14 protein-coding genes and 1 tRNA gene are annotated in these 14,441 nt (G+C 70.8%); 9 read left to right on the top strand and 6 right to left on the bottom strand.

Features of this window, described 5'->3' with window-relative positions:
- The first annotated feature begins 122 nt into the window (after window positions 1-122).
- The gene (locus tag ACFS27_RS27810) at window positions 123-1,316 is read left to right on the top strand and encodes a UDP-N-acetylmuramate dehydrogenase (RefSeq protein ID WP_377190380.1); all 1,194 of its coding nucleotides are present in this window, start codon (window positions 123-125) and stop codon (window positions 1,314-1,316) included.
- A 60-nt stretch (window positions 1,317-1,376) separates the two neighbouring features.
- Here the strand turns inward: ACFS27_RS27810 and ACFS27_RS27805 are convergent, their stop codons facing one another.
- The gene (locus tag ACFS27_RS27805; protein ID WP_377190378.1) at window positions 1,377-2,420 is read right to left on the bottom strand and encodes a L,D-transpeptidase family protein; all 1,044 of its coding nucleotides are present in this window, start codon (window positions 2,418-2,420) and stop codon (window positions 1,377-1,379) included.
- 131 nt (window positions 2,421-2,551) lie between these two features.
- Window positions 2,552-3,625: an adenosine deaminase gene (locus ACFS27_RS27800; RefSeq protein ID WP_377190376.1), complete on the bottom strand. Its 1,074-nt coding sequence runs from the start codon at window positions 3,623-3,625 to the stop codon at window positions 2,552-2,554.
- Between the two features lie 185 nt (window positions 3,626-3,810).
- On the opposite strand from ACFS27_RS27800, the gene ACFS27_RS27795 reads away from it, so the two are divergent.
- Window positions 3,811-5,838, top strand: a complete 2,028-nt coding sequence (locus ACFS27_RS27795; RefSeq protein WP_377190375.1) for a serine/threonine-protein kinase — start codon at window positions 3,811-3,813, stop codon at window positions 5,836-5,838.
- Window positions 5,839-5,915: 77 nt separating this feature from the next.
- Here ACFS27_RS27795 and ACFS27_RS27790 read toward each other — a convergent pair whose 3' ends face one another.
- The 4 genes from ACFS27_RS27790 to ACFS27_RS27775 all read right to left on the bottom strand — a co-directional run bounded on the left by ACFS27_RS27790 (window position 5,916) and on the right by ACFS27_RS27775 (window position 9,745).
- Entirely contained in the window at window positions 5,916-6,527 is a 612-nt protein-coding gene (locus ACFS27_RS27790) for a response regulator (RefSeq protein WP_377190373.1), read from the bottom strand.
- Window positions 6,524-7,777: a sensor histidine kinase gene (locus tag ACFS27_RS27785; RefSeq protein ID WP_377190371.1), complete on the bottom strand. Its 1,254-nt coding sequence runs from the start codon at window positions 7,775-7,777 to the stop codon at window positions 6,524-6,526. Before ACFS27_RS27785 ends, ACFS27_RS27790 begins: the two co-directional genes overlap by 4 nt.
- A gap of 154 nt (window positions 7,778-7,931) precedes the next feature.
- Entirely contained in the window at window positions 7,932-8,807 is an 876-nt protein-coding gene (locus ACFS27_RS27780; RefSeq protein ID WP_377190369.1) for an ABC transporter permease, read from the bottom strand.
- Window positions 8,807-9,745 carry an ABC transporter ATP-binding protein gene (locus ACFS27_RS27775; protein ID WP_377190367.1) on the bottom strand — a complete coding sequence of 313 codons (939 nt, stop codon included), beginning with the start codon at window positions 9,743-9,745 and terminating at the stop codon, window positions 8,807-8,809. The genes ACFS27_RS27780 and ACFS27_RS27775 overlap by 1 nt, the downstream gene beginning before the upstream one ends.
- A 263-nt stretch (window positions 9,746-10,008) precedes the next feature.
- Between ACFS27_RS27775 and ACFS27_RS27770 the strand changes: the two genes are divergently transcribed.
- From ACFS27_RS27770 to ACFS27_RS27740, 7 genes are all read left to right on the top strand, one after another.
- Window positions 10,009-10,084, top strand: a tRNA-Trp gene (locus ACFS27_RS27770).
- 101 nt (window positions 10,085-10,185) lie between these two features.
- The gene (secE, locus tag ACFS27_RS27765) at window positions 10,186-10,431 is read left to right on the top strand and encodes a preprotein translocase subunit SecE (RefSeq protein WP_253869194.1); all 246 of its coding nucleotides are present in this window, start codon (window positions 10,186-10,188) and stop codon (window positions 10,429-10,431) included.
- Between the two features lie 246 nt (window positions 10,432-10,677).
- Window positions 10,678-11,511, top strand: a complete 834-nt coding sequence (gene nusG / locus ACFS27_RS27760; RefSeq protein WP_377190365.1) for a transcription termination/antitermination protein NusG — start codon at window positions 10,678-10,680, stop codon at window positions 11,509-11,511.
- 74 nt (window positions 11,512-11,585) lie between these two features.
- Entirely contained in the window at window positions 11,586-12,017 is a 432-nt protein-coding gene (gene rplK, locus ACFS27_RS27755; RefSeq protein ID WP_274993138.1) for a 50S ribosomal protein L11, read from the top strand.
- 159 nt (window positions 12,018-12,176) lie between these two features.
- Entirely contained in the window at window positions 12,177-12,893 is a 717-nt protein-coding gene (gene rplA, locus ACFS27_RS27750; protein ID WP_377190363.1) for a 50S ribosomal protein L1, read from the top strand.
- Window positions 12,894-13,165: 272 nt separating this feature from the next.
- Entirely contained in the window at window positions 13,166-13,798 is a 633-nt protein-coding gene (locus ACFS27_RS27745) for an RNA polymerase sigma factor (protein WP_377190361.1), read from the top strand.
- A gap of 29 nt (window positions 13,799-13,827) precedes the next feature.
- The gene (locus ACFS27_RS27740; RefSeq protein WP_377190359.1) at window positions 13,828-14,349 is read left to right on the top strand and encodes a hypothetical protein; all 522 of its coding nucleotides are present in this window, start codon (window positions 13,828-13,830) and stop codon (window positions 14,347-14,349) included.
- The last annotated feature ends 92 nt before the right edge of the window (window positions 14,350-14,441 follow it).

Here is a 14,441-nt window from a genome sequence, read left to right as displayed (position 1 = left end):
GCCGCCAGGTCGAGCAGGGAACACGTCTGTGGACACCAAAAGGTTCCAGAATTGGCAGACATCACCCACGGCATGTCGAAGATGTGCACAAATCCAACGCGACAGGTAGATAGGCTTGCACGGTGAGCCCATACCCGGCAGACACCGTCCAGGCGCAAGCGGTGGCCCCCAGCCTCGCCGATCTCACCACACTCCGCGTTGGTGGCCCGGCAGCCTCGTTCGTCGAGGCCGAGGAAGAGGCTGCACTGATCGAGGCGGTGAGCACCGCCGACGATGACGGGGTGCCCCTGCTGGTCGTGGGTGGCGGCTCGAACCTGCTGGTGGCTGACGAGGGCTTTGACGGCGTCGTCGTGCGCGACAGCCGCAACGGGATCACTGTCGAGTCGGACGACTCCTGCGGCGGCGCCGTGGTGAGCGCCCCTGCCGGGCAGAACTGGGACGAGCTCGTGGAGCGCGCCGTCTCCGACGGTTGGGTCGGGGTCGAGTCGCTGTCCGGTATCCCCGGCACGGTGGGCGCCGCCCCGGTGCAGAACATCGGCGCGTACGGCCAGGAGCTGTCCGGCGTGGTCTCGCTCGTCCGCACGTGGGACCGGGCGGAGCGGCGGGTGCGCACCTTCTCCGTCGGGCAGCTGGACTTCGGGTACCGCACGTCGCTGCTCAAGCGCTCGATGCACAGCGAGGGCCGAGAGGGCGACCCGCTGGCCCCGTGGTACCCGTCGCCGCGCTACGTGGTCCTGAGCGTCCAGTTCCAGTTCCGGCTCGGCACGCTGTCAGCGCCCATCGGCTACGGAGAGCTGGCACGGCGCCTGGGGGTCGAGGTGGGGCAGCGCGCCCCGATGAAGGACGTCCGCGAGACCGTGCTGGGGCTGCGCGGCGGCAAAGGGATGCTGCTCGACCGCCCGCCCTTCGGCGCAGGGCCGGACCACGACCGCTGGAACTCCGGGTCGTTCTTCACCAATCCCGTGATCCCCGTGGAGCACCTGGCGCACCTGCCAGACGACGCTCCCCGGTACCCGGTCCGTTCCTCGACCCCGGAGACGAGCACCGGGCCGAGCCTCGGCGCCATCGATCCGGCGCTCGTCAAGACGAGCGCCGCCTGGCTCATCGAGCACGCAGGCTTCGGCAAGGGCTTCGGCCTCGCGGGGGAGCACAGCCCGGCCCGCCTGTCGACCAAGCACACGCTCGCGATGACCAACCGTGGGGGCGCACGGGCGGAAGACGTGATCGCCCTGGCCAGGGCAGTACGCGACGGGGTACGTGACCGGTTCGGCGTGACCCTGGTCCCGGAGACCGTGCTGGTGGGCGTCTCCCTCTGACCCTCGCACCGAGGTAGTGGTCCGGCGGGGTAGTCACCTGGGCGACTACCCCGCGAGACGTCAGTAGACGACGACCGGAGTGCCCGACGGCGCTCCCCAGGTGTCCCAGATCCAGTTCATCGCGCTGTTCGACACGCGCACGCACCCGTGCGACGCCGGGAACGCGGGAACCGACGCGGAGCCGTGCACCGCGATGCCGCCCGTGAAGAACTTGGGTCGCCACATGTCGCCCAGCTCGAGCGACGACGAGTGCATCCCGTTCACCTCGCGGTACACCGCGAACGAACCCCGCGGCGTGTACGCCGTGTACGTGGCGCCCTTCGCGTCGTACGTCGCCCCGTTGCCGGACGACGCGTTGATGACCTTCACGACGGAGCCGTCCTCGACCGCCAGCACGAGCTGCCGGTCGATGTCGATCTCGAGCACCTTGCCCGACGACGTCTGGGCCTGCGGTACCAGGCCGTCGTCCGCCGCCCTCTGCGTCGCGTCGCCGACCACCCCGTCGCGGTAGAGGCCACCGGCCTTCTGCAGCGCGAAGATCGCCTGCTGCGTCTCGCCGCCGTAGGCGTTGTCGACCAAGGTGACGAAGTAGCCGAGGTCCTTCAGGCGCTGCTGCAGGTCGCCCACCCGGTCGCTGACCTCGCCGTACTCGATGTGGTCCGGCTCCTCCGGCTCCTCGTCCTTCGTGTCCTTGTCGCCGTCGTTGTCCTCCGGCTTCTCCTCGCCGTCGGCAGCACCGTCGCCCTCGTCGGTCTGCTCGTCATCGTTGTTGGCGCCGTCGTCGCCGGCCGCATCGCCCTCGTCGGGCGCTGCGGTGCTGTCGTCGGCATCGTCCTCCGCACCGGCGTCGGCGCTCCCCTCGGCCGACGGCTCGGACGCCTCCGGCTCCTCGGCCGCCGACTCGTCGGCACTCGGCTCCGGGGCGGCGGAGCTCTCCTCCGGAGCTGGCGAGCTGGTGGCCGCCGCGCTTCCCTGGGGCTCCTGCTCGTCGCCGCAGGCGGACAGCAGGCTCGCCGTCAGCGCTACCGCGCCCAGCGTCCCGATGACCCTCTTGCCGACGGCCCTGCCCACACCGTGGGTCGGCCTACCGTGTATTGCCCGCATCGTGACTCCTCCTCGGCCGCACCTTCTGGGGTGGTACGGCACCGCGCACGCGAGACGACGTCGTCCCCTCGCGAGTGTCCTGTATCTCTAACTGACGCGCGGGTGTCCAGGATGGTTGGGTCGGTTGATCGTCACCCAATCGTGACAGTGCCGCCCGCGGGGAGCGCGTCCGCAGGATCCGCGGGATCAGGTGTGAGCAGCCACGCGTCGACGCCGGCCAGGAGACGCGCCTTGGTGCCCGACGACGCCCGGCTCGCCCGGATCGACGACGTCGCCAGCCCGGCGAGCTCCGCATCGCTGAAGCCGTGCGCGCTCCGTGCGATCTCGTACTGGTCGACGAGCCGTGAACCGAACAGGAGAGGGTCGTCGGCCCCGAGCGCCACGAGGGCACCCGCGTCGACCAGCGTGCGCAGCGGCACCTCGCTCGCCTCGCTGTAGACGCCCAGGCCGATGTTCGAGCCAGGGTTCACCTCGAGCGCCACACCACGCTCCACGATGTCGGCGAGGACGCGCTCGTCCTCCGCGGCGCGCACCCCGTGCCCGATCCGGTCCGGGACGAGCTCACGCATGACCTCGCTGATGTGGTCGGGCCCGAGCAGCTCACCGCCGTGCGGCACTGCTGCAAGGCCGGCCCGGCGCGCGATGTCGAACGCGTGCCCGAACTGGGACGTGTCCCCGCGGCGCTCGTCGTTCGACAGCCCGAAGCCCACCACCTCACCGACACCCTCGCCCGCGTACCGGGCGGCCAGCCGAGCGAGCGTGCGCGCGTCGAGCGGATGCTTCATGCGCGACGCCGCGATGATCACCCCGACCTCGATGCCGTGCGCGGCGCTCGCGGCCTTGGCGGCGTCGATGACGATCTCGACGGCCGGGGTGATGCCGCCGACGAACGGCGCGTAGGAGGTCGGGTCGACCTGGATCTCGAGCCGGCCGGAACCCTCCGAGGCGTCGTCGGCCGCTGCCTCGTCGACCAGGCGGCGCATGTCAGCTTCCGAGCGCACGCACGCCCGAGCGGCGTCGTACAGGCGCTGGAAGCGGAACCAGCCACGTTCGGTGGCGGGCAGGCGCAGGGGGTCGTTGTCGACGAGGGCCTCGGGCAGCCGCACGCCGTGCGCTGCCGCCATGTCGACGAGGGTCGGTACCCGCATGGATCCGGTGAAGTGGAGGTGGAGGTGCGCCTTGGGCAGGAGTGCGAGGTCGCGCATCTGCGTAGTCTGGCAAAGCAGTGCTTCCACGGCAGCCGCGGGTCGTGATACTCCGCACTACTTACACATCCCGCCGCCCCATCTTTGGTGCGCTCGCGCTCCGCTCAGTATCCTGAAAAGAACATGCCCCAGATAGCCGAAATGACTGATTTGTTCGACGCGCAACCACGGACACCGGTGAACCAGTGAACGAAGAGACCACGGGCGAGGACAATGCCGCAGACCTTCCGGTGCACGTTGTTCTCGGCGGAAAGTACGAGCTGGTCGACGTCCTGGGCACTGGGGCAACGTTCACCGTCTACGAGGCGCAGCGGGTAGCAGCTCCGGCCGAGCCGGAGCCAACGACGGGCGACGACGGCGACCCGGACGACGCCGACGCGAGCGAGGCCGGCGCGGCGGACGCCGACGCGCGCGAGGCCGAGCCGGGCGCGGCGTCGGACGGCGACCAGGCCGGTGACGCCGGTGCCGCCGGTGACGCAGCAGGCACCGCCGCCGACTCCGACAGCGACTCCGACAGCGACTCCGAGGACGGCGCAGAAGCGACCGACGCCGACTCGACCGACCCCGACGCGACGGCCGAGATCCCCCAGCCGGCGGAGGAGTCGGACGAGCCGGAGGTCGACCTCGACCAGCCGCTCGTGGTGAAGGTGCTGCACCCCCACCTGGTCGACGACCAGAACGCACGGGACTCCCTGCGGCGCGAGGTCGAGGCGTCGGCGTTGGTGAACCACCCCGGCGTCGTGAAGGTCCTGGACTCCGGCGAGGAGGACGTCGCGGGCGCGAACGTGCCCTGGACGGTCATGAACCGGATGGCGGGCGTGTCCCTGTCCGACTTCGCCGGGGACGACGGCCTGCCCTGGCGCGACGCGCTCGCGATCCTCGACGGGCTGCTGGAGTCGCTCGCCGCCGTGCACGCGGCGGGCCTGGTGCACCGGGACGTCGCGCCACGCAACGTGATGGTCGACAAGCAGGCGGACGGCACGTTCGTCGTCGGGCTCCTTGACCTGGGACTCACCCGCCCGGCAGGCGGCGACGGCGACGGCGCGACGGTGGCCGGCTCGGTCATCGGGATGTCGCCGGAGCAGGCACGCGGCAAGCCCCTCGACGCGCGCAGCGACATCTACGCGGCGGGCGCGCTCACGTACTACACGCTGACCGGGCACGCGCCGTACGAGCGCGCGCAGGCGGAGGACGTCCTGCGGGCGCACGTGAACGCGCCCGTGCCGGCGGCTTCCGCGCGCCGTGCGGCCGTCCCCGCGTCGGTGGACCGGCTCGTGTCCCGCGCGATGGCCAAGGACCCGGGCAGGCGCTTCCCGACCGCCGAGGCGATGCGCGCGACCGTGACGATCCTGCTCGGCGGTCCCGCGGGCCGGCTTGGTACCAGCGGCGAGACCATGCAGCTCGGCGTGGGTGCAGGCGGCACCGAGGTGATCGACCCGGTGACCGGGGCGGCCGGCTCGGGCACCATGAAGCTGGGTCAGGTCAGCGAGGGTGCCGACCGCACCATGATGGTCGGCGCAGTGGGCGCCGCAGCGGTCGGTGCCGGAGTCGCGGGTGCCGCCGCCGCGGCGGGCACGGAGGGCGAGTCCGGCGCGGACACCGTTGCGATGACCGGCCCGGTGCCGACCGGACCGGTACCGGTGGGCCCGCCTCCGGTCGGCCCGCCTCCGGTGGCGCCGCCCGAGGAGGAACGAAAGTGGTGGCACGCCTTCACGACCGGCCGCGGCCGGGTGGCCACGATCGTCGTCTTCGCGCTGCTCGTCCTCGGCGGAGCGGGCCTGGTGATCGCGAACATCCTCGACGACCAGGGCACGCCGGTGGTCACGCCGAGCGTCAGCCCGGAGCCGGAGCGGTCGTCGCGCGAACCCACGACGACGCCCACCCCGACCGAGACCGAGGATGACGTGTACGTGCCGCCTCCGGCCCCCGAGCCGGAGCCGACACCGACGGTGACGGTGACCGAGGAGCCCTCGGTGGAGCCGACCGGCGAGCCGACGCCGACCCAGGAGCCGACACCGACCCAGGAGCCGACGCCGACCCAGGAGCCGACGCCGACCCAGGAGCCGACGGCCGACCCGACCCCGCCGGTCGACCCGACCCCGCCGGTCGAGGAGCCCACGCCGGATCCGACCGGTGACGCCGGCGGTGGTGGCGGCACCGGTAGCGGCGAGGCCGGCGGCGACGCGGGGGCCGACCCCGTCGACGGCCGCTAGGCGACCGACGGCCGGGTGACCGACGCCGCCGGGCGACCGGCGGCGCGGTGGAGGTCTTACCAGCGGGAAGAGCCGGTTCAGGCGATCCAGCCGCGCGCCCGGGCCACGGTGACCGCGCCCGTCCGGTCGGCGACACCGAGCTTGGCGAACGCCCGGATCAGGTGCGTCTTGACCGTCGCCTCCGTGATGGACAGCTCGCGCCCGACCTCAGCGTTCGACCGGCCGAGCGCCACCAGCGTGAGCACCTCGGCCTCCCGCGCCGAGGGTCGCTCCGCGGCCGTGCGTACCGAGCTGACCAGTCGGGTCGCCACACTCGGTGCCAGGACGGTCTCGCCCCGGGCTGCTGCCCGGACGCCCGCGACGAGCTCGGCGCGGGGCGTGTCCTTGAGCAGGTAGCCGGTGGCCCCTGCCTCGACCGCGCGCAGGATGTCGGCGTCGGTGTCGTAGGTCGTCAGCACGACGACCCGCGGCCCGGTACCCACGATCCCAGCGGTCGCCGCGACGCCGTCGAGCACCGGCATGCGCAGGTCCATGAGGACGACGTCGGGTCGCAGCGACGTCGCCAGCTCCACCGCCTCGCGCCCGTCGGCGGCCTCGCCGACCACCTCCAGGTCGTCCTCGACGGCGAGCATGCCCACCAGACCTGACCGCACCACCGGATGGTCGTCCACCACCAGCACCCGGATCATCCCGCCACCCCCCTTGTCCCGTCGTGTGTCCCGGCGGCGTCGGTCTCCGCGCCCGGCCGGAGCCGGCCGTCGACCTGTCCGTCGACCGGCACCCGTGCGCACAGCGTGGTGCCGCCGCCGTCGCCCGACCTGACGGCCAGGGTGCCGCCCGCCGACCGTACGCGCTCCCGCATCCCCGCCAGCCCGAAGCCGTCGACGACGTCCGCGCCGATGCCCCGCCCGTCGTCGGACACCGTGAGCGTCACCTCTCCCTCGGCCTGCCCCAGCCGCACGACGACGGACCGCGCCCGCGCGTGCCGCCGCACGTTCGCGAACGCCTCCTGGGCGGCTCGCAGCAGCACCACCTCCACCGTGGGCGACAGCGCCCCCACCCGATCGGCATCGACCGTCACCGACAGGCCGGTCTCCTCCGCGAACCGGCTCCCGAGCCGGCCCAGCGCCTGGGGGAGGGACGCGTCCTGCAGTGCCACCGGCGCGAACGCAGCCACCAGGGCGCGGGCCTCGGCGAGGTTGTCGCGGGCGGTCTCCTCGACGACGTGCAGCCGCTCGCGTACTGCGCCGTCGTCGCCCACGTCGAGGGCAGCGGTCGCCGCCTGCGCCTGCATGACCACGCTGGTGAACCCCTGGGCGAGCGTGTCGTGGATCTCGCGGGCGAGGCGCTCGCGCTCCGCGAGGACGCCGGCCTCGTGGTTGGTCGTCGCCAGCTCCGCCTGCGCGGCCTGCAGCTCGACGAGAAGACGCGCGTGCTCCTCGGCGCGCCGCATCGCGAGGTGGAACCAGAGCCCCAGCCCGATCGCGAACACCAGGGTCGCCGCCATCTGCGGCGCCACCTCGCGCACGACGGCGGGGTCGAAGTCGTACCCCGACGCGACGGCGACCGTCACGACCACACCGAGCACGATGCAGCCGATCACCCCCTGCCGGATCGACTCCAGCAGCATCCACACCTGTGCAAAAGCGATGAACAGCAGGAACTGCGCCACGTTGCCCTGTGCGACGGCCACCCCGGTGCCCAGGATCAGCACCACGAGGTACGCGATGGCCCGTCGCTGGTCCCGCAGCCGGGCCGCCTTGGCGCCCCACACCAGATACGCCACGACGATCGCGCCCAGCGCCCCGAACGCGATCGCAAGCTGCGCGCCCCGCATCCCCTCCATCGCGAGGGCGACGGCGGTCAGGCCGACGATCACCCCGAACGCCGCGTCCCACCACCGCACCTGCTCGGACCACCCGGCGTACAGACGCTCCATGACGCGATCTTCGTCAGCCGTCATATCTTCTGGACGGCTTCCTTGCGCTCCGCTTCGCCCTTCGTCAGCCGTCATGTCTTCCGGACGGCTTCCTTGTGCTCCGCTTCGGGCGGGGGCCTCGTTCCTCGGCCCCCACCCTGCGCTGCGCCCTTCGTCAGCCGTCATCGTGGCGACGCCACCGGAACGTGCGAGCGCCGACCACGAGCGCGACCACCAGCCATGCCGCAAGTACAGCAGCCGTCGCACCGTGCTGCCAGGTCCCGGACGGCTCGGCCTCTGCGAAGACGTCCGGCAGGAACACCGAGCGCATGCCCTGCGCGATCCACTTGAGCGGGAACAGCGACGACAGGTCGAGCATCCAGCCCGGCAGCTGGCTCACCGGGAAGAAGACCCCGGACGTGAACTGGAGCACCAGGACCGGCGTGACCACGACGGCGCTCGCGGAGCGGCCGGAGCTCGGCACCGACGAGTACGCGACGCCGCACACGGCCCCTGCCGCCGTGCCGAGCACGAACACCCAGGCGAACGTGACCCAGTGCCCTGCGTCGTCGGGCAGCGGCACGTCGAAGGCGAGAACCGCGACCGCCAGCAGCAGTGCGGTCTGCGCGAGCACGGTGACCAGCGACAGGAACACCTTGCCCAGGAAGTACGACGTCGCGGGCAGCGGCGTGGCGCGGAGACGCTTGAGGGTCCCGTCGTCCCGCTCGACCGCGATCGAGATGGCGAGCGTCTGGTAGGTGGACAGCATGACGCCGGTCGCCACCATGCCGGGCAGGAAGTACTGCGCGAAGCTGACCGTCACGCCGTTCGCGACGATCGGGTCGTCGTCGCCGAAGACCGTCGAGAAGATCGAGAGCATGAGGATCGGGTAGGCGAAGCTGAAGATCACCGAGTCCCGCTCGCGGACGAACTGGAGCAGCTCGACGCCGCCACGTACCAGCCCCTGCCGGAGCGTGCCGGGCAGCCGTCGCGCGGTGGTCTGCCCCTGGTCGAGCCGGTCCGGGCCCGTCGTGCTCGCCGTCGTGCTCATCACGCCGCCTTCCTGCTGCTGTCGTCGATGCCTGCGCCATCGGTGGTGTCGGTGGTGTCGGTGGTGGAGGACTCCCCGATCAGGGACAGGTACACGTCCTCGAGCGTCGGACGGGTGATCGACAGGCCGGGCACCTCGCGGTCGGGGCCCGCCGCGGCGATCAGCCGGGCGACGACATCCGTCGGCCGCTCGGTGCGCTCGGTACGTCGCACGCCGCCGTCGTCCCACGCGACGACGGGGGTGCGGGCCTCGGGCCCGCCCAGCGTGTCGGGAGTGCCGGAGGCGACCACGACGCCGTCGCGCACGACGACGACCCGGTCGGCCAGCTGGGCCGCCTCGTCGAGGTAGTGGGTGGTCAGCAGGATCGTGGTGCCGCTGTCGCGCAGGCTCGTGACGAGGTCCCAGAACGACCGGCGGGCTTGCGGGTCGAACCCGGTGGTGGGCTCGTCAAGGAACAGCAGCTCTGGCCTGCCGACGATCCCGAGCGCCACGTCGAGCCGGCGGCGCTGCCCGCCGGACAGCCCGCGCGTCCGGGCCCGTGCCTTCTCCGCGAGCCCGACGGCGGCGATGACCTCGGCGGGGTCGCGGGGGTCGGGGTAGGACGCGGCGGTGGACCGGACCTTCTCCAGGACGGTGAGCTCGTTCATGTCCCGGGAGTCCTGCATGACGACGCCGATTCGCGCCCGCCAGGCCCGGCCCGCCTGCCTGGGGTCCTCGCCGAGCACCCGCACATCGCCGTCGTCCCGGTCGCGGAAGCCCTCGAGGATCTCGACGGTCGTGGTCTTGCCCGCGCCGTTGGGGCCGAGGACCGCCACGATCTCGCCGGGGGAGACGTCGAGGTCGAGGCCTGCGACGGCATCCTTGTAGCCGGCGCGAGCACTGCCGTATCGCTTGCGGAGGCCGCGTACTCGCACGGCCAGGGTGTCGGAGGTCTGCATGCGTCGAGCATGCTCCGGTCGGCACCGCGTGCGGGACGCCCGTTCGACTGCACCTGCTGTCCACCGTTCGGTGGACAGCCGCCCCTGCCGGCCCCTGTCCGTCCCCGCTGGTCGAGCGTGTCGAGGCCACCAAGGCTCAGCGGGAACGGGTTCGACCTACGGCCGTGGGTACCGTACAGTTATGCCTCGGTGATTGATGCTCACGTGATGTGGCGTGCCTCCTCAGGATGCGCAGCAAATCGTGGCACCGGCATCGAACACAAAGGGTAGTGGCGCAATTGGTAGCGCAGCGGTCTCCAAAACCGCAGGTTGCAGGTTCGAGTCCTGTCTACCCTGCCAGCGTGAACCCCAGCGGGGCCGCGCGCAGCGGGCCCACGTGAGTGGACCTGGAAAGCCAGTCCGCGCCGCCCGGCGCGCCGGGCCACAGGAGTGGGGTAGCAGTGAGCGACACCGAGGTGATCCAGAGCGCCGCGGAGCGTCCGAGCAGGGGCGGCGGCAACATCTTCGCCCGAATCGCGCTCTTCGTCCGTCAAGTGGTGGCCGAGCTCAAGAAGGTCGTCGCACCGACGCGTTCCGAGCTCATGACGTACACGGGCGTAGTGCTCGTCTTCCTGGTCGTCGTCATGATCTTCGTGGTGCTGCTGGACTACGCGTTCGGCATGCTCGCGGGTTGGGTTTTCGGCTGATCGACGCTTCCGCGACGGCACGCTGACGCGTCCGTAGACGGTCCCGACCGCAGGTCGGCGCCGGTCCGGGTGCGCCGGACAAGCAGATGGGGCACGCTGCGCAGTACTTCGCTGTGATCGTTCTCGCCTGTTGCTGATTGTCCCTTCGCGGCATTTTCGCGCGACAATGGGCGAACACAGCTCGTAGAGGTACGCACACCCGCGCCGGGCTCAGCCCGGCGCACGAAGAGAAAGCAGGTTCGTTTCGTGTCCCAGGACTCTCTGGACCAGACGGAGAACGTCTCGCCGCCCGAAGGTGACGAGGCGGCCGTCGACGCGCCCCTGGACGCCGAGAACGCTGACGTGCCTGCGGACGCCGAGACTCCGGCCGACACCGACACCGACGCCGAGACCACGGACGAGAGCGAGGTCGATGGCGACGCCACCGACGAGCGCACCGTCGACGCCGACGGCGACGTCATCGTGGACGAGGTCGAGGAGTTCAAGCGAACCCTCCGCAGCCAGCTGGGCGACTGGTACGTCATCCACTCGTACGCGGGCTACGAGAAGCGCGTGAAGACCAACCTCGAGAACCGCATCCAGAGCCTCAACATGGAGGACTACATCTTCCAGGTCGAGGTTCCGATGGAAGAGGTCGCCGAGATCAAGAACGCGCAGAAGAAGATCGTGAGCCGGGTCCGCATCCCGGGTTACGTCCTCGTGCGCATGGACCTGACCGACGAGTCGTGGGGCGCTGTGCGGCACACGCCGGGTGTCACGGGCTTCGTCGGGCACACGCACCAGCCGGTGCCGCTGAGCTTCGACGAGATCTACTCGATGCTCGCGCCGTCGATGCTGCCGCAGCCGGCCCAGGCCGGTCAGGCCGCCTCCGGCGGTGGCGCGGCGGCCGGTGGCAAGGCCCCGGTCCACGTCGACTTCGAGGTCGGCGAGTCGGTGACCGTGACCGACGGGCCGTTCGACACGCTGCCCGCCTCGATCTCCGAGATCAACGTCGAGGCCCAGAAGCTCAAGGTCCTCGTTTCCATCTTCGGCCGGGAGACCCCGGTCGAGCTGGGGTTCAACCAGGTCGCCAAGATCTGAGTCGTCAGCTCCCCAGCAGTGCAACCGGGTCATCGCCCACGGCGTCGGCCCAACCGAACAGAAGGTAGACAAGCATGCCCCCGAAGAAGAAGGTCTCCGGCCTCATCAAGCTGCAGATCCAGGCCGGCGCCGCGACGCCGGCTCCGCCGATCGGCCCTGCCCTGGGTCAGCACGGCGTGAACATCATGGAGTTCTGCAAGGCGTACAACGCGGCGACCGAGTCGCAGCGCGGCAACGTCATCCCGGTCGAGATCACCGTGTACGAGGACCGCTCGTTCACCTTCATCACGAAGACCCCGCCGGCCGCCGAGCTGATCAAGAAGGCAGCAGGCGTGCCCAAGGGTTCCGCGACGCCGCACACGGTCAAGGTCGCCTCGATCACGAAGGACCAGGTCCGCGAGATCGCAACGACCAAGATGCCGGACCTCAACGCGAACGACCTCGAGGCCGCTTCGCTGATCATCGCGGGCACCGCCCGCTCGATGGGCATCACCGTCTCGGAGTGACCCCTTCGCTGTGAGCGCGATCGTTGCGCCTATAACGGGCGCGTCGCCTCAAAGATCGCGCTCACAGCGAGAACCGACAGACCATGGTGACCGGCGGACGTCGTCGGACACCGCAGTGGCAGGGCCTTCGGGCCCGCTACGACCACAAGGAGAGAGAACATGGCAAAGCGCAGCAAGGCGTACCTCGCCGCAGCAGAGAAGATCGACAGCGACTCGGTGTACGCACCGCTGGACGCGATCCGTCTCGCCAAGGAGACCGCCACCGTCAAGTACGACGCGACCGTCGAGGTCGCGTTCCGGCTGAGCGTCGACCCGCGCAAGGCGGACCAGATGGTCCGCGGCACGGTCAACCTGCCGAACGGCACGGGTAAGACCGCCAAGGTCATCGTGTTCGCCAACGCCGCCAAGGCGGAGGAGGCCCGCGCGGCCGGTGCCGACGAGGTCGGTGGCGACGAGCTGATCGAGAAGGTGGCCGCCGGCTACACCGACTTCGACTCCGCTGTCGCCACGCCGGACCTCATGGGCAAGGTCGGTCGCCTCGGTAAGGTCCTGGGCCCCCGCGGCCTCATGCCGAACCCGAAGACCGGCACCGTGACGATGGACGTGGCCAAGGCCGTCGCCGACATCAAGGGCGGCAAGATCGAGTTCCGCGTCGACAAGCACGGCAACCTGCACTTCATCATCGGCAAGGCCTCCTTCTCGGAGGTCCAGCTGCTGGAGAACTACGCGGCCGCGCTCGACGAGGTCCTGCGCCTCAAGCCGTCGTCCTCGAAGGGTCGCTACATCAGCAAGGCGACCATGGCCACGACGATGGGCCCCGGCATCCCGCTGGACCAGAGCAAGACCACCAAGCTCCTGGACGACGTCTCGGCCTGAACCGAGCGCTCCTGAGCGCGAGAAGGCCCCCATCCCTCAGGGATGCGGGCCTTCTTGTTTCTTTTCAACAGTATGTATCGAACTGGGCATTAGCCCCTCTTGTCTGATGAGCGGCACCGTGCCGACGCGCATCGAGGAGGGGGGAGTGCCCGATGGGCACAGTCTTTTTCCTCCCCGGATCCGCAGTCTCGGCCGTAGACTCGGCTGGTCCAAGTGGTCCACGTCCGGTATCGGACAGGGCAACATCCGCCAGCAGAGAATCCCGTGGTGCAATGACAGGATCAAGGGAGGCCCTGCCCGACGTCGACGGGTCTGGGCCCACGCTGGGCGATCGCGCTGCGATCGCCCTGACCGAGTACCGCGAGGGCAACCACCAGGCGCTCGGCGATCTGGTCCGCGAGGCGACGCCGCTGCTGTGGCACACGGTCCGCGCGCAGGGCGTCGAACCCGACGCCGCCGAGGACGTGGTGCAGAGCACCTGGGTCGCGCTCGTGCGGCACGCCGACTCGATCACCGAGCCCAAGGCCGTGCTGAAGTGGCTCCTGGTCACGGCGAAGCGCGCCGCCTGGGAGGCCGTGCGCAAGCACCGTGACGACGAGAAGCGCCGCACCGAGCTCCCGGACGACAGCCCGGAGCATCCGATGGCCCTCCCCTCGAAGGACCCGCTGCCCGACGCCGAGGTGCTGCGCGACGAGCGCGATCGCCTCCTGTGGATGTCGCTCCAGAAACTTCCCGGACGCTGCCAAGAGCTGCTGCGTCTGGTTTCGCTCGCCGACCGGCCGGACTACCGGTACATCTCGGCGGCGATCGGAATGCCGATGGGTTCCATCGGCTCGACTCGTGGGCGCTGCTTGGCAAAGCTGCGCACCATCCTCGACGAGCAGGGGGACTTCTCGTGGGCCTGACGCCGGAACCGAACAAGGACGAAGGCGCCGTGGGGGACCTTTCGTTCGATCCCAAGGGCCGGCTCGACACCGACGACGGAGCCGTGCTCACTCGTCTTGCCCGGCTGGTCGAGACGGTCGACCCGGTGCCGAACGACCTCGTCGAGCGCTCGCTGTTCGCGATCACGCTGGCCGGCCTGGAGGCCGACCTGATGGAGGCCGTCTACCTCGACGCGCCCCTTGCGGGCGTCCGGGGGGCCGCCGCAGCCGCACGCGCTGACGACACCGCGCCCGCCGAGGCCAAGACCATCACCTTCACGCACGACTCGCTGACCGTCATGATCAGCCTGTCCCCGTCCCCCGGCGGCCGGGTACGGATCGACGGCTGGGCCGCTCCAGCGGCCGGGTTGGACGTGGAGCTGCACCGACCGGGGGTCGACGTCGTCACGGTCGCCTCCGACGAGGACGGCCGGTTCGCCTTCGACTCCGTCGAGCGCGGGCGAGCGAGCCTGGTGGTCCGCCGGACCGATGGCGGTGGCGGTGCTGTGAGCACGCCGGTCATCGAACTCTGAACTTTTCTGAACTGTTCTCTGACCCGGCCGAGGGGGCGCGGCGGGGTCGGCCACGTGCGTCTATCGATGGAGAGGTACTGCTGTGAGTGAGC

The organism is Promicromonospora vindobonensis (assembly GCF_042685865.1).
GTDB lineage: Bacteria > Actinomycetota > Actinomycetes > Actinomycetales > Cellulomonadaceae > Promicromonospora > Promicromonospora vindobonensis.
This window is presented reverse-complemented; position numbering and strand designations above follow the sequence as displayed.

Coding starts and splice junctions, on each gene's coding strand:
- ACFS27_RS27800 (WP_377190376.1), bottom strand. CDS start 3,625: ATGCGCGACCTCGCACTCCTGCCCAAGGCGCACCTCCACCTCCACTTC.
- ACFS27_RS27775 (WP_377190367.1), bottom strand. CDS start 9,745: ATGCAGACCTCCGACACCCTGGCCGTGCGAGTACGCGGCCTCCGCAAG.
- ACFS27_RS27780 (WP_377190369.1), bottom strand. CDS start 8,807: ATGAGCACGACGGCGAGCACGACGGGCCCGGACCGGCTCGACCAGGGG.
- rplK (WP_274993138.1), top strand. CDS start 11,586: ATGCCCCCGAAGAAGAAGGTCTCCGGCCTCATCAAGCTGCAGATCCAG.
- ACFS27_RS27790 (WP_377190373.1), bottom strand. CDS start 6,527: ATGATCCGGGTGCTGGTGGTGGACGACCATCCGGTGGTGCGGTCAGGT.
- rplA (WP_377190363.1), top strand. CDS start 12,177: ATGGCAAAGCGCAGCAAGGCGTACCTCGCCGCAGCAGAGAAGATCGAC.
- ACFS27_RS27805 (WP_377190378.1), bottom strand. CDS start 2,420: ATGCGGGCAATACACGGTAGGCCGACCCACGGTGTGGGCAGGGCCGTC.
- ACFS27_RS27745 (WP_377190361.1), top strand. CDS start 13,166: ATGACAGGATCAAGGGAGGCCCTGCCCGACGTCGACGGGTCTGGGCCC.
- ACFS27_RS27785 (WP_377190371.1), bottom strand. CDS start 7,777: ATGGAGCGTCTGTACGCCGGGTGGTCCGAGCAGGTGCGGTGGTGGGAC.